Source organism: Halovalidus salilacus, from assembly GCF_031852275.1.
GTDB lineage: Archaea > Halobacteriota > Halobacteria > Halobacteriales > Natrialbaceae > Halovalidus > Halovalidus salilacus.
In genome coordinates, this window is record NZ_CP134700.1 from 1,116,526 (window position 1) to 1,134,414 (window position 17,889).

At 67.7% G+C, this 17,889-nt stretch carries 16 protein-coding genes and 1 other RNA gene; 5 read left to right on the forward strand and 12 right to left on the reverse strand.

Annotated features, from left to right (window positions below):
* Positions 1 to 117 precede the first annotated feature (117 nt).
* Positions 118 to 1,011, forward strand: coding sequence for a DMT family transporter (locus tag RJT68_RS05500; protein WP_407039370.1), 894 nt, complete (start codon positions 118 to 120; stop codon positions 1,009 to 1,011).
* A 92-nt stretch (positions 1,012 to 1,103) separates the two neighbouring features.
* Complete coding sequence (locus tag RJT68_RS05505; protein WP_407039371.1) at positions 1,104 to 2,411, forward strand: acetamidase/formamidase family protein; 1,308 nt, start codon at positions 1,104 to 1,106, stop codon at positions 2,409 to 2,411.
* A gap of 46 nt (positions 2,412 to 2,457) precedes the next feature.
* Here the strand turns inward: RJT68_RS05505 and RJT68_RS05510 are convergent, their stop codons facing one another.
* From RJT68_RS05510 to dapA, 9 genes are all read right to left on the reverse strand, one after another.
* Positions 2,458 to 5,229, reverse strand: a complete 2,772-nt coding sequence (locus tag RJT68_RS05510) for a TRAP transporter permease (RefSeq protein ID WP_407039372.1) — start codon at positions 5,227 to 5,229, stop codon at positions 2,458 to 2,460.
* Positions 5,226 to 5,732 (reverse strand): DUF1850 domain-containing protein, encoded by a 507-nt coding sequence (locus RJT68_RS05515; RefSeq protein WP_407039373.1) that lies wholly within the window; start codon positions 5,730 to 5,732, stop codon positions 5,226 to 5,228. Before RJT68_RS05515 ends, RJT68_RS05510 begins: the two co-directional genes overlap by 4 nt.
* Positions 5,733 to 5,891: 159 nt before the next feature.
* Entirely contained in the window at positions 5,892 to 6,863 is a 972-nt protein-coding gene (locus tag RJT68_RS05520; RefSeq protein ID WP_407039374.1) for a TAXI family TRAP transporter solute-binding subunit, read from the reverse strand.
* A gap of 157 nt (positions 6,864 to 7,020) precedes the next feature.
* The gene (locus tag RJT68_RS05525) at positions 7,021 to 8,121 is read right to left on the reverse strand and encodes a M20 family metallopeptidase (protein ID WP_407040327.1); all 1,101 of its coding nucleotides are present in this window, start codon (positions 8,119 to 8,121) and stop codon (positions 7,021 to 7,023) included.
* Positions 8,122 to 8,195: 74 nt separating this feature from the next.
* On the reverse strand, positions 8,196 to 9,029 hold the full coding sequence (dapF, locus tag RJT68_RS05530; protein ID WP_407039375.1) for a diaminopimelate epimerase: 834 nt from the start codon (positions 9,027 to 9,029) through the stop codon (positions 8,196 to 8,198).
* Positions 9,030 to 10,514, reverse strand: coding sequence for a diaminopimelate decarboxylase (lysA, locus tag RJT68_RS05535; protein ID WP_407039376.1), 1,485 nt, complete (start codon positions 10,512 to 10,514; stop codon positions 9,030 to 9,032).
* Positions 10,511 to 11,347, reverse strand: coding sequence for a 2,3,4,5-tetrahydropyridine-2,6-dicarboxylate N-succinyltransferase (locus RJT68_RS05540; RefSeq protein ID WP_407039377.1), 837 nt, complete (start codon positions 11,345 to 11,347; stop codon positions 10,511 to 10,513). The genes lysA and RJT68_RS05540 overlap by 4 nt, the downstream gene beginning before the upstream one ends.
* Complete coding sequence (gene dapB / locus RJT68_RS05545; RefSeq protein WP_407039378.1) at positions 11,344 to 12,108, reverse strand: 4-hydroxy-tetrahydrodipicolinate reductase; 765 nt, start codon at positions 12,106 to 12,108, stop codon at positions 11,344 to 11,346. Before dapB ends, RJT68_RS05540 begins: the two co-directional genes overlap by 4 nt.
* 1 nt (position 12,109) lies before the next feature.
* Positions 12,110 to 13,069 carry a 4-hydroxy-tetrahydrodipicolinate synthase gene (gene dapA / locus RJT68_RS05550; RefSeq protein ID WP_407039379.1) on the reverse strand — a complete coding sequence of 320 codons (960 nt, stop codon included), beginning with the start codon at positions 13,067 to 13,069 and terminating at the stop codon, positions 12,110 to 12,112.
* Positions 13,070 to 13,432: 363 nt separating this feature from the next.
* Here dapA and RJT68_RS05555 point away from each other — a divergent pair, with 363 nt between their 5' ends.
* Positions 13,433 to 14,257: a M48 family metallopeptidase gene (locus RJT68_RS05555; RefSeq protein WP_407039380.1), complete on the forward strand. Its 825-nt coding sequence runs from the start codon at positions 13,433 to 13,435 to the stop codon at positions 14,255 to 14,257.
* A 111-nt stretch (positions 14,258 to 14,368) separates the two neighbouring features.
* Positions 14,369 to 14,866 carry a LabA-like NYN domain-containing protein gene (locus tag RJT68_RS05560; protein WP_407039381.1) on the forward strand — a complete coding sequence of 166 codons (498 nt, stop codon included), beginning with the start codon at positions 14,369 to 14,371 and terminating at the stop codon, positions 14,864 to 14,866.
* 168 nt (positions 14,867 to 15,034) lie between these two features.
* Here the strand turns inward: RJT68_RS05560 and RJT68_RS05565 are convergent, their stop codons facing one another.
* Both RJT68_RS05565 and ffs read right to left on the reverse strand, forming a co-directional pair.
* Positions 15,035 to 15,202 carry a hypothetical protein gene (locus tag RJT68_RS05565; protein ID WP_407039382.1) on the reverse strand — a complete coding sequence of 56 codons (168 nt, stop codon included), beginning with the start codon at positions 15,200 to 15,202 and terminating at the stop codon, positions 15,035 to 15,037.
* Between the two features lie 195 nt (positions 15,203 to 15,397).
* An RNA gene (gene ffs / locus RJT68_RS05570) (signal recognition particle sRNA) lies at positions 15,398 to 15,709 on the reverse strand.
* A gap of 134 nt (positions 15,710 to 15,843) precedes the next feature.
* Here ffs and RJT68_RS05575 point away from each other — a divergent pair.
* Positions 15,844 to 16,125, forward strand: coding sequence for a hypothetical protein (locus RJT68_RS05575; RefSeq protein WP_407039383.1), 282 nt, complete (start codon positions 15,844 to 15,846; stop codon positions 16,123 to 16,125).
* Positions 16,126 to 16,170: 45 nt separating this feature from the next.
* Here the strand turns inward: RJT68_RS05575 and RJT68_RS05580 are convergent, their stop codons facing one another.
* Positions 16,171 to 17,871 carry an acyl-CoA mutase large subunit family protein gene (locus RJT68_RS05580; protein ID WP_407039384.1) on the reverse strand — a complete coding sequence of 567 codons (1,701 nt, stop codon included), beginning with the start codon at positions 17,869 to 17,871 and terminating at the stop codon, positions 16,171 to 16,173.
* Between the last annotated feature and the right edge of the window lie 18 nt (positions 17,872 to 17,889).

A 17,889-nucleotide genomic window follows, 5' to 3' on the forward strand; every position in this document is an offset into this window, starting at 1 on the left:
CCTGCGACTTTCTCAGTCTCCGTTCGGTTCGAAGAACTCGCCGCGACGGACGGCACCACCGGAGCGGACGATATCGACGGCTACGAGTACTCCCGGACGAAGACGAGGGTACGGTCCATGGGTGCGCTCTCCGAACGATTCCGTCGGACGCTCGAACCCGACCACGTCGGCATCGCCCTGGTACTCGTCTCGGCCGTCGGGTTCGGGACGCTCGGCATCTTCGGCGTCTACGCCCAGCGGGCGAACCTGCCGATTCCGACGGTGCTCGTCTTTCGGTTCTTCCTCGCGGGGACGCTCGTCTGGGTATACCTCGCGTGGCGCGGCCGGCTGACGATCCTCCGCGGGAAACCGCTGCTGTTCGCCCTCGCTCTCGGCGCGTTCGGCTACACCGCCCAGAGCGGCCTCTACTTCCTCGGCCTCGAGTTCATGACCGCCGGGCTGGTCGCCATCGTCCTCTACACCTATCCCGCCTTCGTCGTCCTCCTCGCGGCGCTCGCGATCGACGAGCGGATCACCCGACCCGTCCTCGTCGCCCTCTGTCTCTCCTTCGGCGGTATCGTCCTCGTGACCGGCGCGAACCCGGCGGGCGCCTCCCCCGTCGGCGTCCTGATCGTCCTCGGCGCCGCGGTCGCGTACGCGTGCTACATCACCGGCTCTCGAGCCGTCCTCGAGGTCGTCGACCCGCTGGTGCTCACCGCATACGTGTTGCCCGCCGCCGGCGTCTCGTACGTCCTGATCGGGGCGGCCACCGGGCAACTCGAGGTGCCGACGGCGCCGACGGCGTGGACGATCCTGGGGTGTATCGCCGTCTTCGCGACCGCGGTGCCGGTCGTGACCTTCTTCGCCGGCCTCCGCTACGTCGGTGCCGGGCGGGCGAGCATCGTCAGCACCGCCGAACCGACCGTCACGGTCGCCCTCGGGGCCGCGCTGTTCGCCGAACCGGTCACCGCGACGACCCTCGTCGGCGGCGCGTCGATCCTGGCCGGCGTAATCGTCCTCGAGCGGGAGTGAGGGGCGAGGATCGGCCGTCCGGTCCCGGCCCCGTATTCGGGTTTCCGTTCGGCGTCCGGTTTATGCCGCTCGTCGACGTACAATGATACCGTATGTCACAGCAAAAGGCGCGCGAGCGACTGTCCGTCGACCGGTACACACTCGGCCTCGTCGGTCCGGACCAGGAGTGGGCGGGAACGGTCGCCGACGGCGGCACGATCGAGACCTACACGCCGCCGGGCTGTTGGGGACCGATGGTCACCCCCGAGTTCCGCGGCGGGCACGAGGTGACGCGACCGATCCGCGTCGAGAACGCAGAGGTCGGCGACGCGGTGGCGCTGAAGATCCGGAGCGTCGAGGTGACGAGCGTCGCGACGAGCACGGGGGCGATGGCCGAGCGCGAGGAGGCCTTCGGCTCGGATCCGTTCGTCGACCACCGCTGTCCCGAGTGCGGGACCGAGTGGCCCGAATCGGTCGTCGAGGGCACGGGCGAGGACGCCATCAAGTGCGCGGAATGCGGCGCAAACGCCTCCTCGTTCTCGTTCGACTACGGCTTCACCGTCGCCTTCGACGACGACCGCACCGTCGGCGTGACGATGGACGAGGAGGCGGCCCACGAACTCGCGCTCGAGGCCCACGAGGCGATGGACGTCCCCGAGAACTCACGCCAGCATCCGATCCTCCTCTACGAACCCGCGGAGATGCCGGGCACGCTCGGCCGCCTCCGGCCGTTCATCGGGAACGTCGGGACGACCCCGTCCATCGAGATGCCCGACTCGCACAACGCGGGCGACTTCGGCCAGTTCCTGATCGGGGCCGACCACGACTGGGGGCTCGAGGACGAGGCGGAACTCGAGGGGCGCACCGACGGCCACATGGACATCCCCGAGGTCAGGCCGGGCGCGACCCTGATCTGCCCGGTCAAAGTCGACGGCGCCGGCGTCTACGTCGGCGACCTCCACGCGAACCAGGGCGACGGCGAACTCGCCCTCCACACGACCGACGTGAGCGGGACCGTCGAGATGGACGTCGAGGTCATCGAGGGGCTCGATATCGACGGCCCGATCCTCCTGCCGAACGAGGAGGACCTCCCCCACATCAGCGAGCCCTACACCGACGAGGAACTCGAGGCCGGACGAGAAGTCGCCGACGAGCGCGGCGTCGACCTCGAGACCGACATGGGTCCGATCCAGGTGATCGGAACCGGCGAGACGATCAACGACGCGACCCAGAACGCATTCGACCGCGCGGGCGCGCTGCTCGAGATGAGCGAGGGCGAGGTGCGCAGTCGGTGTACGTTCACCGGCGGCGTCCAGATCGGACGGCTCCCGGGCGTGGTCCAACTCGACATGCTGGCGCCGATGGACCTGCTCGAGGATCGCGGGCTCGCCCACCTCGTCAGGGAACAGTACGGGCTGTAAATTCCGCGCTCAAAAACCAGGGACCGCGACCGACCGAGAATCGGACTCAGGTCGCCTGCGTGACTTCGTTATCCGGTTCTCGGATCGGTTCCCTCGGACGACCCTTGTTGGTCAGCGTAAGCGTCACGAACATCGATAGTCCGACCACCCGCAAGGCGAGGTCGAACGCCAGCGCGGGGAGCGCGAACTCGACGCCTGCCGCGGCGAGGAGGCTCGTGGAGACGTCGTGGACCATGAGAGGGGCCATGAGCAACACGGAGGAGATCGCGAAGAGGGCGCGCTCTGCGTGGGTCACCCGCGCGTAGTAATAGCCGACGATCGTCGGCCCGAGCGCGACGACGCCCAGGAACAATCCGACGATCGGAACGACGACCTCCGGGAGGAAGAACCCGAGGTCGGCCACGTCGGAGAATCCGATAACCTTGCCGTCGCGAAGCAGTAACACGCCGGGCGCAAACACGAACGCGAACGGGACGATCACCTTGTTGAGCGAGAGGACGAACGCCTTGATCCCCGTTACGAACTGGTCGGCCTTCGCGACGCCCGCCGCGGCGTACGCCGCGACCGCGACCGGCGGCGTGATGTCCGCGATGACACCGAAGTAGAGGATGAACAGGTGCGCCGCGAGGAGCGGGATCCCGGTCCCTTCGATCGCCGGTCCGAGCATCGAGACGAGGATGATGTAGGTCACCGTCGTCGGCATGCCCATTCCGAGGATGATCGACGAGATAGCGGTGATGGTGAGAAGTAAGACCTGCGATCCGCCGCTGACCTCCCGGATGAGGCTCGTGAGGTTCGGCCCGAGGCCGGTGAGTCCGAGGATGCCGGGGATGATCCCGGCGGCCGCAACCGCGATGACGACCGTCGTCGCGACGCGAGCGCCGGAGTCCATCGACCGCACCGTGAACCCGGCAAACCGAAATCCGCGGTTGTCCTCGAGCCGTGACAGACCGACCGCGTCGGCGACCCGTTCGACGCCCTCGTCGACGGACGGATCCAGGTCGAGCAGCGGAGACTCGCGGTAGGGGCGCGCGAGGAGGACGGGCCCGCAGACGGCCAGCGCGATCCAGCCGAGTTGTTTCAACGCGCTTTCGAACGCCTCCGCCAACGGCACTCCCTCGATGGGGGCGCCCGTCGCGGCGGCGACGACCGTGCCGATCAGTCCCGAGCCGGCGAGCGCGAACGAAGCGACGGTCAGGCCGAACAGCCCGGCGATCGTTCCGAGGAGCGGAACGCGGTTCCGCTCGTCGAGCGCCGTCACGAGCGCGACCAGTCCCACGAGCACCACGATCGTGTACCACGCCGCACGCTGCTCCGTCACGTTCGCGATCAGGAGGTAGTACAGGAGCGCGATGACCGGGGCGAGATAGAACCAGCCTTGTTTCAGGTGGGGGCGGACGTCGACCGCGGATTCGTCGGGACTCGCGGAGATCCCTTCTTTCGACGCTTTCAGGTGAACCATCACCCAGACCCCGAAGAAGAACACGATCGCCGGGGCGAGCGCGGCCACGATCACGTCCTGGTACGGAATCCCCGTGTACTCGACGATGAGGAAGGCCGCCGCACCCATGACCGGCGGGAGGATCTGCCCGCCGGACGACGCGGCAGCTTCGACGCCGCCCGCGAACTCGGAGTCGTACCCCGTTCGCTTCATCAACGGAATCGTGAACGCGCCCGTGGTCACCGTGTTGGCGATCGAGGAACCGCTGATCATCCCCATGAACCCGCTCGCGACGATGCTCGCCTTGGCGGGTCCGCCCTTCCGTCCGGCCGTCAGGCTGTACGCGAGCTCGATGAACCACTTCCCCGCCCCGCTCATCTCGAGGAACGCCCCGAAGAGGATGAAGATGTAGATGAACTCCACGCTCACCCGCACCGGGACGCCGAAGATGCCGTTACCGGTGTACCAGAGCATCTCCACGATCTGGTCCCAGCGGAATTCTCCGATGGCGAAGATGTCGATGAGCGGAATAACGATCGTCGGTAGATCGACGCTGAACACCCCGAAGTCGACGGCGAGGGAGAATGCGCCGTCTCGGGGGATCAGGCTCCCGAACCTGGCGTATACGATGAAGAGGCTGACGAGGGCCATCAGGTAGATGCCGAGGGCTCGACGGGTCGCCTCGAGAACCAGCAGAACACCGAGGATTCCGAGTAGGTACGCACCGGAGATCTCACCGAGCGGGATACCGACGGCCGAGAGAATCGCGACGATCGGTTCGAGGAACGTGTAGATTTCGTGAATCGGCCGTCCGCTGGACAGTCCCACGGTCCGCATGCTCTGGATCTCGTCGAAGTTTCCCAGCATGTACGCCGTGATGGTCACGGTGGTGGCGATCAGCGCGACGTCGACCGGCGTCACCCGCTCCCTGTCTGGATCGATCGCGCTCCACCGGATCACACCGCGAGCGTGGGTCGCGACAGTCACGAGCGGGCTCTCCGGCCCGAATCGGCGCTCGAGGGTTGGGACGACGCACCCGAGGCGACGCGCGATCGCCCCGTCACCGGTGCTCGGCGGGAAGAGCAGGAACGCGATGACGAGCCCGAACGACACGTGGATCGCGTTGTACTGGAGCGACTGAAGGGGAACCGTCAGCCACTCGAGCGTGAGCGGATTCGGGAACACGAACCGCGGGCCACGAGCGGCGATGTAGAGCTGGAACAGCGAGAAGCAGATGCCGATGACCGAGATGGCGACGGCCGAGATTCCTCGCAGCGAGCGCTTTTGCTCGAGTTCCTCGACCAGTTCGTCTCGTTCTTGCTGTGAGATCGATTCGTCTGCTGCGCCTACGTCGTCAGGGAGAGAGTCGTTTGTCATGTGTACAACGGGACCGCCTGTCGAACACGGTCCGTAAATACTGCCGTAAGTGAACGGTCTTCGGTTCGAATAATAACAGCCTTTTCATTCGAAATTTCGACGAGGTCGTGTCGCTCTCCGTCGACGACGAGTTCGTGACCGGCTACCGAGCCCGGTTTGATTCGGAGGTCCTCCTTCGATCCGTCCGTTCGGTAGACGAACCGCCCGTCGTCGGTCCGTTCGACGTCCGCCTGGGAGGGCATCCCCGCTCCGTACGTCGAGAAGATCATCCGATCGGAGCGGAAGACGTCGTCGTCGGCGTCAACTTCGTACCGCTCGATCACCTCGCTCTTGTGGACACTGTGCGTGTACTCGACGGCGACGGGATCGCCATCGTCGACCGGGCTCGACCAGACGGTTTCGCCGGAGTCGGCGTCCTCGACGACGATCCGGTGTTCCCCGCCAGCCGAGGAGGGATCCGGATCGATCGCGACCGCGACCGCGACACAGCCGCCTACGAACACCAGAGACGCTAGGAGTAGGGCGACGATCGTTGCCCGTCGGGTCGGATGTGGAACGTCCATGCTATCTGCGCGTCGGTGGGTTCGTTCGGATCACTGTGTGCCTGTCGAAGCAGGTCCGTTCGGAGAACGAACGGGGAGCGGACAGTCGTGGTCGTCGAGTTACTCGTCGAAGTACGCCCGCGCGCCCTCGTGGAGGTCGATCGACATCCCGTCCTGGGCCGAATCGGTGTCGATGAAGTCGGATTTCGTTTCGATATCGTCGACGTTGTCGAAGATGGCGGTCGTGACGTCCTCGACGACGCCGGAATCGATCTCCTCGCTCGTCGCGACCATGGCCTGGACGGCGATGGTCTCCACGTCGTCGTCGATTCCCTCGTACGTCCCTCCCGGGACGGCGTCGTCGGCGAAGAACTCGGCTTCGGATTTGACGGACTCGCGCACGTCGCCGCTCACCTCGATCAGGTTGATCCCGGACGATTGGGCGAGGTCCTCGATCGCGCCCAGCGGCCAGCCGCCGACCTGGAACGCCGCGTCGACGTCGCCGTTCTGGATCTGATCGGCCGCGTCGCCGAACCCGCTGTTCTCCTCGGTAAAATCGCCGTCTTCGAGGCCGACGGCCTCGAGGATCTGCAGGGCGTCGACCTGGGTGCCGCTGCCGATGTCGCCGGTGTTGATGCGCTTTCCTTCGAGATCCTCCAGGGTCTCGATCCCGCTGTCGTCCTGCGTGACGATGTGGATCGTCTCGGGGTAGAGCGTCGCGACGCCGCGAAGGCTCTCGATCGGTTCGCCCTCGAAGTCCTCGAGCCCTTCGCCGTTGACTGCGAAGGTCGCGATGTCGTTCTGGATCAGCGCGAAGTCGGCGTCGCCGTTCGCGAGACTCCCGACGTTCTCGACGCTCGCACCGGTCGTCTGAACGTCGACGCTGTGGTCCGTGTTGTCCTCGATGATCGTCTTGAATTCGTTCGAGAGCGGATAGTACGTTCCGTCCTCGCCGCCCGCGTGCCACGAGAGCGTCTCTCCGCTGTTGCCCCCGTTGCCGCTGTCCTGGCTCTGGACGCAACCGGCGAGCGCCGCGACGCCGGTCAATCCCGATGCGGTCAAGAATTTCCGTCGATTGGTTGTGTATTTCACAGAGTTTCCCAGGAACCTGAGGGATAAATAGTCTATGTATTCGTCGCGGTGAACAAGTTCCATCCTTTAGATATCGCTTCCGTTGGATGAAAATTGCAAAATTTGCCACGAAAACGCCCGCAGACGGTCGCTCCCCGACTGACGCGCAGCGGGGAGTTCACTCGAGCAACGCCCGTAGCGCCGTCTCGAGCGCCTCGGCCGCCGCGAACACGTCCTCGATCAGCACGTACTCCCCGGGGGCGTGCGCGACGGCCCCCTCGTCGTCGGCGAGGACGCCGGGGCCGAAGACGACCGTCGGCGCGTCCGCCGCGAAGTAGGACGCTTCGGTCGCGGCGGTGAACGGACGGACCTCGCCGCCCGACGCGTCCGAGAGCGGCTCGACGACCGGCGCGTCGGGGTCGGTCTCCCACGCCTCGAGGAACGGCGTCGGTCGATCGGTGAAGGAGAAGTCGACGCCGACGTCGCCCGGGACGGCCCGCTCGAGGTGCTCGACGAACGTCTCGTAGAAGCCCTCGGCGGTCTCCGGCGGGACGCTCCGCCGGTCGACCGTGAGCCGACACTCGTCCGGGACCTGGTTCGTCGCCTCGCCGCCCTCGACGACGGTCGGGGTGAGCGTCGCCGATCCGAGTTGAGGGTGGGTCGGCGGCGCGTCGTCGCGCCCGTCGAACGTCCGAATCGCCTCGAGAACCGGTTCGAGGGCCGCGACGGCGTTGACGCCGGATTGCGGTTCGGCGGCGTGGGCGTTCGCCCCCGAGAGCGTTATCGTTCCCTGGAAGCGCCCCTTCGCGGCCGTGCAGACGTCGAGGTCGGTCGGTTCGCCGACGATCACCGCGTCGGCGGTCCGCGTCGGCGAGTCGCCGCCGGAGACGAGGGCGTGGGCGCCCGTCGAGAGGAGTTCCTCGTCGGGCGTGACCGCGAGCGTCACGCGGCCGCCGAACTCGACGGGATCGACCGCGAAGAAGGCCGACAGCAGCGCCGTGAGCGGTCCCTTCGCGTCGCAGGAACCCCGTCCGCGGATCACTCCCTCGTCGTCGTCCCGCTCGAGGGGGACGTGCGGCGAGACGGTGTCGATGTGCGTGTTGAGGAGGACGTGCGATTCGGCGTCTTCCGCGGCCGCGCCGCGGACCGCGAGCACGTTACCGGCGTCGTCGACGCGGGCGGAGACGCCGTTGGCCTCGAGCGTCTCGACGAGCAACTCGCGCATCGGCCCGACGTCCTCGTGGGAGGCGCGCCCGACGGCCTCCTCGAGGAACACGATCGCGTCGAAGCCGGCGACCGTACCCGTCTCGGGGGTCGTCCGGGCCGGTTCGGCGCCGGAGTCGCCTTCGGACGTCACGGTTCGACCGGGCTCTCGATCGCCACTTCGCCGTCGAACTCGAACTCGACGGGGCCCGTGAGCGTCGAGAACCCCCGCTCGTTGAAGCTCACGCGGAGTTCGCCGCCCGGCGGGCGGACGACCACGGGATCGGCGTCGGTGAGCCCCAGGCGCCGGGCGATGACGGCGATTGCCACCGCGCCGGTGCCGCAGGAATCGGTCTCGCCCTCGACGCCGCGCTCGAAGGTGCGCTGACGGAAGGCGCCGTCGCCGTCCGGGCTGGCTACCGTCACGTTCGTCCCGCGCGGGAAGACGTCGGCGTGGCGCACCGGCGGCGCGACCGCCTCGAGGTCGACCTCGTCCACGTCGTCGACGAACGCCACGGCGTGGGGGACGCCCGTGTTGACGACCGTCACCTCGAGCCCTTCGATCTCCTCCCCGAACACCGGTTCGTCGGCATCGACGGGTACCTTCTCGGGGTCGAAGACCGGCGTCGACATCTCGACGGTGATGGCGCCGTCGTCGGTCCGGTCGGCGCGGAGCGTGCCCGCCTGGGTGTCGATCATGACGCTGTCACTCCCCGTCCGGTCCATCGCCCACTCGGCGGCGCAGCGGGCGCCGTTGCCGCACATGGGCGCGGTCGACCCGTCGGGCTGGACCAGGGTCATGACGACCCGGGGCGGGTTGAACCCCTCCTCGAGCGCCAGGAAGAGGACGCCGTCGGCACCGACGCCGGTCTCTCTGTCGCACTCGCGTTCGGCGAGCGCCCCCCGATCGGGGACGTACTCGTCAGCGTCGATGATCAAAAAGTCGTTGCCGGTGCCGTGGTACTTCTGAAACGGAACGGTCATTTATCGTTCTTCCTCGTTCGTGTCGCTCGCGTCGCCCGCATCGTTCGAGTTCGCGTCGTCCGCGCCGGCCCGACGGTCGGATACGCCGTCGGTTCCGCGCTCGCTCGAGGGCGCCGATTCGCCCCGGCGATTCCGGTCGTTTCCGTCCCTAGGGACGGGGTCCACGTATACGTTGCTGCTCGATCCCGCGAAATCTGTCTCGGCTTCCCGCTCGAGTTGCATGACGTCCCGAACCGTCTCCCGTCGCCGGGAGGGGCGAGCGTCGCCGCCCTCGAGGACGACCGACGCGGGCCGGGGGCGGCTGTTGTACTGGTTCGCCATCTCGTAACCGTAGGCGCCGGCGTTTCCGATCGCCACCACGTCGCCGCGCTCGCTGCGCGGGAGCGGCCGGTCGGTGCAGAAGACGTCCGAACTCTCGCAGATCGGTCCCGTGACCGACTGTGGGACGGTCTCGCGTTCGTTCGCCTCGAGCGAGACGTTTCGGATCGGGTGGTACGCGTCGTACATCGCCGGCCGGAGCAGGGTCGTCATCCCGGCGTCGATCCCGACGACGGTCGTCTCGGGGGCGTCCTTGACGGTGTTCACCGCCGCGAGGAGGACGCCCGCGTCGGCGACGACGTACCGACCAGGTTCGATCGTCAGCCGGGCGTCGAGGTCGCCGACGGCCTCGCGGGTCGCCTCGGCCACCGCCTCGAGGTCGAGGGGCTCCTCGTCCTCGCGGTAGGGAACGCCGAAGCCGCCGCCGACGTCGAGGAACTCGAGGCCGCCGACCGCCTCGCTCACCTCTCGAGCCAGGTCGCCCATCAGCGAGACGAACTCCCGGTGGGCGTCGAGCTGGTCGGCGGAGACGCCCGAACCCACGTGGGCGTGGACGCCGACGACGTCGAAGCCGCGTTCGGCGGCGTCGATCAGCACGTCGACCGCGCGGCCAGCGGGAACGCCGAACTTCGCGTCCGTCCCGACGCGGACCTTCTCGTGGTGGCCCGCGGCGATACCGGGGTTAACGCGCAGACAGAGCCGGCCGTCGTAGCCGCGCTCCTCGAGGCGATCGATCGTATCCTCGGCCCCGACGGTGACGGTGAGGTCGGGTTCGTCGCGCCAGACGTCGACGATCCAGTCGAGGTCTCGCGCGGGCGGATTGACCGCCGTGTAGTGGATCCGGTCGCCCGAAGCGCCGGCCGCGAGCGCCCGCTGGACCTCGCCGGCCGAGGCGCACTCGAGTCCCGCGCCCTCCTCGAGGAGCGCGGAGAGGACGTTCCCCAGCGCGTTGGCTTTCACGGCGTAGAGGACCTCGGCGTCTGGGAACGCCGACCCGAGGCGCCGGTAGTTCTCCCGGACGCGGTCGAGGTCGAGGACGTACAGCGGCGAGCCGTACGCCTCGACGAGGGCCCGGAGTTCGGCGCCGTCCCACTCGTCCAGCCGCCGAATCGGCGGATTCTCGGGGTCGGTTGCCGACGGTGCGTCGCCGCCCACCGGGTCGCTCAACTCCGCAGCACCTCCTCGCGCTCGGTCGCTTCGAGGGTCTTGGCCTCGAGGTCCGTTGCGACGACGGCCGGCTTGTACGCGCCGCCGTCGAACAGGTCGTGGTCGCCGATCGAGGACTCGACGAAGCGGGTGAACGCCCGTCGCTCGGCGGGCAGTTCGCCGTACAGCACCTCCCCCTCGACGAGGTCGTAGACGGGGATCCGTGGGGTGAGCAGGGTGTTCTCGCCCACGACGGAGCTCTCCCCGACGACGAAGCCGGAGGTGACCCGGCAGCCCGCGCCGAGGGAGACGTCGTCCTCGATCACGACGGGCGCGTTCTCGACCGGCTCGAGGACGCCGCCGATGAGCGTGTTCGCACCGAGCTTGACGTTCTCGCCGATCTGGGCGCACGAGCCCACGGTGTCGCAGGAGTCGACGAGCGTTCCATCGCCGACGTAGGCGCCGATGTTGACGAACGCGGGGCTCATGATGATACAATCCGAGCCGACGCGGGCGCCCTTGCGGACGACCGTGCCGTCCGGCGTGTTTCGGCTCCCGCGCACGCCGTACTCGCTCGTGTCGGCCAGCGGCAGCACGTCGTTGTACGTGACGCCGCCGTACTCCCGCGGCTCCGTCTCGCGCAGGCCGAAGTTGAGCAGGATGCCCCGCTTGACCCACTCGTTGGCCCCCCAGGAGTCGCCGCGCTTCTCCGCGGCGCGCACCTCGCCCGCCTCGAGCGCCTCGAGGAACGCCTCGAGCGTCGCGAACTCGTCCTCGCCGGCGCTCCCGGCGTCCACGTCGTCGGTCTGGTATCGCTCCCACAGCTCCGAAATCTCGGTCTCGAGCGTGCTCATGCTATCACGTCGGCAAAGTCGTACCACCCCGCCTTCCGTCCTGCGATCCAGACCGCGGCGTCGACCGCCCCGGCGGCGAAGACCCCGCGGTCTTCCGCGCGGTGGGTCAGCCGCACCTCCTCGTGGTTGCCGGCGATGACGATCTCGTGCTCGCCGGTGATGTCGCCCGCCCGCAGCGCGTGAACGCCGATCTCGCCCGCCTCGCGGGGCGCCTCGCCCTCACGCCCGTGCGTGCGCCCGGTGAACTCGCCGTTCGCTTCGATCTCTGCGAGCAGGCGCTTGGCCGTCCCGCTGGGGGCGTCTCGCTTCCCGTTGTGGTGGGTCTCGACCAGTTCGACGTCGTAGCCGGGCAGGCTCGAAACCGCCTCGCCGACGACGTTCACGAGCGCCTGGACGCCGCGGGCGAAGTTCGGCGCGAAGAGGACGGGTACCTCCTCGCTCGCCGCCCGCAGGCGGTCGAAGCCCTCGTCGTCGATGCTTGTCGTGCCGGTGACGAAGGCGACGCCAGCCTCGGCGCACGAGGAGGCGTACTCGAGCGCCGACTCCGGTCCCGTGAAGTCGATCACGACGTCGGGCGTGCGGTCGGCGAGGAGCGCGTCGAACTCGCTCGCGGACTCGATTTCGACGCCGTCGACGGTCTCATCCTCGGGGTCGCGGTTGACCGCGAACGCCACCCGACAGTCGTCGTCACCCGTCGCGGCGGCGATCACTTCCCGGCCCATTCGGCCGGTGGCGCCGGTGATTCCGACGCTGACCGTCATCTCACCGGTCACCCGCTTCGCGTCCGGCCCCGTCCGCTCGCACGTCCGCGTCCGGTTCCGCGTCCGCCGGGGAGGACTCCTCGAGCTCGGCGAGGACGGCCTCGAGGTTCTCGCGGTACTCGTCGGCGAGTCGGGTCAGAGGCAGGCGCAGTCGGGCCGGGCCGTAGCCGCGGATCTCCATGGCTTCCTTCACCGGGATGGGGTTGGTCTCGACGAACAGTTCGCGGAAGAGCGGGCCGAGTTCGTGGTGGAGCGCTCGCGCGCGGTCGTAGTCGCCGTCGAGCGCGGCCCCGACCATCGCGCAGGTCCGTTCGGGTTCGATATTGGCGGCGACGCTGATCGTCCCCGTCCCGCCGACGGAGATGACGGGCAGAGTGAGCGCGTCGTCGCCCGAGAGGACGGAGAAGTCCTTCTCGGCCGTCCGCTCCGCGATCTCGCCGATCGCGCCGAGGTCGCCCTCGGCGGCCTTGTAGCCCGCGACGTTCTCGTGATCGGCGAGTTCGACGACGGTGTCGGGTTCGATCGTCCGGCCCGTCCGGGAGGGGACGTTGTAGACGATCTGGGGTACGTCCACCGCGTCCGCGACGGTCTCGAAGTGGTCGATCAGGCCGCGCTGCTCGGGCTTGTTGTAATACGGCGAGATGAGCAGCAGGCCGTCGGCGCCGACGTCGGCGGCGCGTTCTGAGAGTTCGAGCGCCTCGCGGGTGTTGTTCGAGCCGGTGCCCGCGATGACGGGCACGTCGTCGACGGCGTCGATGACCGCCTCGACGACCTGTACGTGTTCGTCGTGGGTGAGCGTCGCCGACTCGCCCGTGGAGCCGACGGGGACGAGGCCGTCGACGCCCGCGGCCTCGAGTCGTTGCGCGTCGGTCCGGAGCGTTTCGAAGTCGATGCGTTCGTCTTCGTCGAACGGCGTGCACATCGCCGGGAAGACGCCTGAGAGGTCGATGTCGTCTGTCATGGATGATCTATTGCTGTGTTCGTGGGTCGTCGGTCACTTGGGTGTGGTGATTCGCGCGCGAACCGCGCCGGTGTGCGGTTCGAACGGGTCGAAATCGGGCCCGGGTCGCACCCGAGACGGGGTCGCCACTCCCGCCTCGAGCGCTCTCACGGGCGTTTTTTGAGAAAACGAGGATGAAGGGTCGCACCGCTCACGACCGACTGCCCGGTGGCGTGAGCGATTCGACGCATACGCGTATGGCCGTTCCGACCCACCTTAGTAGTTATGACTCCCATCGCCGTGGTCACCATCGTCGCCAACTCGTGCGAATTTTTAACACACGCGTTCGCGTGATTTATAGTCTCCCCGTACTTCTCGACGACCATGACGGACTTCGGATTGAAACTCCGCATGGCGGTCGTCGGGAGCATCCTGTTCGGATTCTACCTCGTCGCGGCGACGGTCATCTCCGCGATGTGGGGCGTTTCGCTGATCCCGGTGCTGGTCGGCGGGATGCTCGTCCTCCCGCCGATCCAGTACAAGATCGGCAAGTGGAGCGCCCTCAGGGGCGCCCAGGACATGCCCGAGGAGGGCCAGTACCGGGAGATCCACCGAATGACGGAGTCGCTGGCCCGCGACATGGGCGTGACGAAGCCGCGTTTGATGGTGATGCAGATGGGCGTTCCCAACGCCTTCGCGGTCGGCCGAAAGGGCGCCGGCGTCGTCTGCGTCTCGACGGAGCTGATGGCGATGCTCGAGCGCGACGAACTCGAGGGCGTCATCGCCCACGAGATCGCCCACATCAAAAACCGGGACGTGATCACGATGGTGATCGGCCAGTCGATCGGTTCCATCGTCGGGATGGTCGCCTACATGGTCTACATGTTCGCCGACGAGCGCAATCCGGGGAGCATCTTCGTCGGCATGTTCGTCTCGAGCCTCGCCCAGCTGCTCGTGACGGTGTTCGTCCTCGCCATCTCCCGGTACCGCGAGTACGTCGCCGACGACGACGCTCGGCAGGCGATCGGTAGCGGCGAACCGCTCGCCCGCGCCCTCGAGAAGATCTCTCGAGGCGCCCAGGGTCGAGAGTCGGCGGTCGACGACAGCGTGAACGCGCTGTGTATCCTCAACGCCGACCGAGGCCTCCTGGCCACGCTCTTCGCGACCCACCCGCCGACGGAAAAGCGGATCGAGAAGCTCCGCGGCTGACGGCGGACTCGCGATCCGACGACACGCTCGAGCGTCCGGTTCTCTGTCACCCGCCGTCCCGGGACACCCGAACGACGCGCCTTTTTAACCGTTGCCGGCCCAATGGACGGTATGACTGATATACACCCGGGCCAGCGCGTTGCCGTCCTCGTCGACTCACAGAACCTCTATCACACGGCTCAGAGCGTCTACAGCCGAAACATCGACTACTCCGCGCTCCTCGAAGAGGCGGTGCAGGGCCGACAGCTCACGCGGGCGATCGCCTACGTGATCCGCGCGGAGGCGGAGGACGAGGAGAGCTTCTTCGAGGCGCTGATCGACATCGGCTTCGAGACGAAGATCAAGGACATCAAGCGCTTCTCGGACGGATCCAAGAAGGCCGACTGGGACGTGGGGATGAGCCTCGACGCGGTCACGCTCGCCAACCACGTCGACACGATCGTCCTCTGTACGGGCGACGGCGACTTTTCCCGGCTGTGTTCCCACCTCCGCCACGAGGGCGTCCGCGCCGAAGTGATGGGCTTCCAGTCCTCGACGGCCGAGGAACTCGTCGAGGCGGCGGACTCGTTCCTCGACCTCGGCGAGCAATCCGAGACCTTCCTCCTCTGAGTCGGTCGCAAGGGGCCGCCGATGCCGCCCCTCCGCCAGCGTCCGCCTCTCGTTTCGTCTACGCGACCGACGGCGATCGCGTCGGCGTCGGCTCTCGAGCGGCGAGCAGTCACCGGAGAACAGCGAGCGAACGGTGGGCGATCGCGTTCGGCGATCGGGCCCGCACCGTCACGAGCGCACGTCGGTCGCCAGGCCGACCAACAGCGCGCTCATCCCGACGATCAGCGCCGCCGCCGGGTAGACGAGGGCGTGGGACCCGACGACCGACGGCCCCAGCAGGGTCACCCCGCTGAACGCGAGGAGCGTCGCCCCGAGTCCGATCTGCGTGAGGTCCATGTTCGGAGACGACTACCCACGCGTCCTATATAACGTTCGTGATCGGAAGACCGTCGCGGCCGCCGTCACTTTCGGCGTCGTACCGCCCCTCGAGTCCCGGCGGCCGGCGCGAATCCGAGCCGAACGAGTACGGTTCGAAACCGAAATTCGGTACGGAGCGGGCGCTACTGGGTTCGGAATCGAAATGAGGTATGAGTGTGGACGCCCGCGGTTGCCCGGCGTTCCGACCGGGGGAATCTCGGTCGCGTCCTCCACCCCGCGACCCGTCGAGCGACAGGTGTCCGGCGGTCCGCTGCTCGCTTCCGCGCCTGACGGGCTGTCGCCGATTAGCCGCGATGGGGCGTCCCTGCGGACGGCCACCGCGGCCCGCTGTCCCCGACGGACGAGGCTTCTCTGTCGGCTTCCGAGGCCCCGGTCGGTCTGACCGGACGCCTGCGGGTTTCGGTCCCCGCTAAAGGCCATAGTGCGGGTTTCGAGCAGGGCCTAACTGCCCGACCTAGTCCACTTCATCGTAGTTCACTCGGGCTTAAGGCCCTTTCGTCTCTCCGGTTCCCGATCCGGCTCCTCGAGGGTACCGTGACCGGTCGACTCGCTCTCGCCGTGGCACTACGCACTTACGCGTCGACGCCGACGGAACGCGTATGAGCGACGCCGACGACGCGGTTCGTGTCTGGCTCGTGGAGCGGACGTACTCCGACGACGAACAGAACATGATCATCCTCACCTACGCGACGACCGACGGCGAGCGGTACTTCCGGAAGGAGCGGGCGCTGACCTCGTTCACGGACGTGCGCGACACGACCGCCGCGGTCGACGTCGACCCGGACAACCTGGGGACCGTCGACGATCCGGACGAGCGGGAGGCCTACGCCGCCGAGGCGAGCCGGATGGCCGAGACGCACGACCCGGACGACGTCATCTGAGGCGGGACGGGGTGGACACGGCCGTCGACCCCCCGTCCGCGGCCCTCAGGCGAGTCCGATCTGCTCGCTGTAGGCCCCGTAGTGGGACTCGAAGACGCCCATGATCTCGCCCATCGTCGCGTACGCCTTCACGGCGTCGACGATAGCGGGCATCGTATTCTCGCCCGCCTCGATCGCGTCCTCGAGGTCCGCGAGCGCCTCCTCGACGGCCGCGTCGTCGCGCTCGTCCTTGACGGACTCGAGGCGGGCGAGCTGGCGCTCGCGAGTGGTCTCGTCGATGTGGAGGATCTCGGGGCTCGTGTCCTCCTCGATGGTGTACTGGTTGACGCCGACGACGACCTCTTCGCCCGACTCGACGCGCTCCTGGTACTCGTAGGAGGCCTGCTGGATCTCCCGGAGGAAGTAGCCCTCGTCGATCCCCTCGAGGATGCCGTCGCGGACGGAGCCGTCGCCCATCTCCCGGATCTCCTCGATGTAGCGTATGGCCCGCTCTTCGGTCTCGTTCGTCAGCGCCTCGACGGCGAAGCTCCCGCCGAGGGGGTCGACGATGTCCGCGACGCCCGACTCCTCGGCGATGATCTGCTGGGTCCGGAGGGCGACCCGGACGGCCTTCTCGCCGGGGAGGGCGAGGGCCTCGTCGAAGCTGTTGGTGTGCAGCGACTGGGTGCCCCCGAGGACGCCGGCCAGCGCCTGGATCGTCACCCGCGCGACGTTGTTCAACGGCTGCTGGGCCGTGAGCGACTGGCCCGCCGTCTGCGTGTGGAACTTCAGCCGCTTCGACTCCGCCCGCTCCGCGTCGTACCACTCGTCCATCACGCGCGCGTAGATCCGCCGCGCTGCCCGGAACTTCGCGACCTCCTCGAAGAAGGAGTTGTGGCAGTTGAAGAAAAACGAGAGGCGCGGGGCGAACTCGTCAACGTCGAGCCCGCGATTTATCGCGTCCTCGACGTAGCCGAAGCCGTCGGCGAGCGTGAACGCGAGTTCCTGGACGGCCGTCGACCCGGCTTCGCGGATGTGGTATCCCGAGATGGAGATCGGGTGGAATTTCGGCGTCTCCTCCGTGCTGAACTCGACGACGTCGGTGACGAGGTCGAGCGACGGTTCCGGCGGGATCACCCACTCCTTCTGGGCGATGAACTCCTTGAACATGTCGTTCTGGAGGGTGCCCCTGACCTCGTCGCGCGGAACGCCCTGCTGGTCGGCGAGCGCGACGTACATCGCGTAGATGACCGGCGCCGAGGGGTTGATCGTGAAACTCGTCGAGATCTCGGCCAGGTCGATGCCGTCGAACAGCACCTCCATGTCGCGGAGGGTGTCGACCGCGACGCCCTCTTTGCCGACTTCACCAACGCTCATCGGATCGTCCGAGTCGAGTCCCATCAGCGACGGCATGTCGAAGGCCACCGAGAGCCCCGTCTGGCCCTGGTCGATCAGGTAGTGGAACCGCTCGTTGGTCTCCTCGGCGGTCCCGAAGCCCGCGAACTGGCGCATCGTCCACGTTCGGCCCCGGTACATCGTGGGGTACGGTCCCCGCGTGTACGGTTCCTCCCCCGGAAAGCCGAGGTCCTCGAGGTAGTCGAGGTCCGCCACGTCCTCGGGAGTGTAGAGGCGGTCGACCTCGAGGTTCGAGATGGTCGCGAACCGATCCTTGCGCTCGCCGTGCCGGTCGAGAACCGGTTCGAGGGTCTCCGACTCCCACTCCTTCCGTTCTCGACGGATCGCCGCGAGCTCCTCGTCGTCGTACATGGCTGTAATATTTGCCAG

Excerpts from the sequence above, each read along its gene's own strand:
- RJT68_RS05500 (WP_407039370.1), top strand. The coding sequence starts at position 118 with ATGGGTGCGCTCTCCGAACGATTCCGTCGGACGCTCGAACCCGACCAC.
- RJT68_RS05505 (WP_407039371.1), top strand. The coding sequence starts at position 1,104 with ATGTCACAGCAAAAGGCGCGCGAGCGACTGTCCGTCGACCGGTACACA.
- RJT68_RS05510 (WP_407039372.1), bottom strand. The coding sequence starts at position 5,229 with ATGACAAACGACTCTCTCCCTGACGACGTAGGCGCAGCAGACGAATCG.
- dapF (WP_407039375.1), bottom strand. The coding sequence starts at position 9,029 with ATGACCGTTCCGTTTCAGAAGTACCACGGCACCGGCAACGACTTTTTG.
- RJT68_RS05540 (WP_407039377.1), bottom strand. The coding sequence starts at position 11,347 with ATGAGCACGCTCGAGACCGAGATTTCGGAGCTGTGGGAGCGATACCAG.
- dapB (WP_407039378.1), bottom strand. The coding sequence starts at position 12,108 with ATGACGGTCAGCGTCGGAATCACCGGCGCCACCGGCCGAATGGGCCGG.
- dapA (WP_407039379.1), bottom strand. The coding sequence starts at position 13,069 with ATGACAGACGACATCGACCTCTCAGGCGTCTTCCCGGCGATGTGCACG.
- RJT68_RS05555 (WP_407039380.1), top strand. The coding sequence starts at position 13,433 with ATGACGGACTTCGGATTGAAACTCCGCATGGCGGTCGTCGGGAGCATC.
- RJT68_RS05560 (WP_407039381.1), top strand. The coding sequence starts at position 14,369 with ATGACTGATATACACCCGGGCCAGCGCGTTGCCGTCCTCGTCGACTCA.
- RJT68_RS05565 (WP_407039382.1), bottom strand. The coding sequence starts at position 15,202 with ATGGACCTCACGCAGATCGGACTCGGGGCGACGCTCCTCGCGTTCAGC.
- RJT68_RS05575 (WP_407039383.1), top strand. The coding sequence starts at position 15,844 with ATGAGCGACGCCGACGACGCGGTTCGTGTCTGGCTCGTGGAGCGGACG.
- RJT68_RS05580 (WP_407039384.1), bottom strand. The coding sequence starts at position 17,871 with ATGTACGACGACGAGGAGCTCGCGGCGATCCGTCGAGAACGGAAGGAG.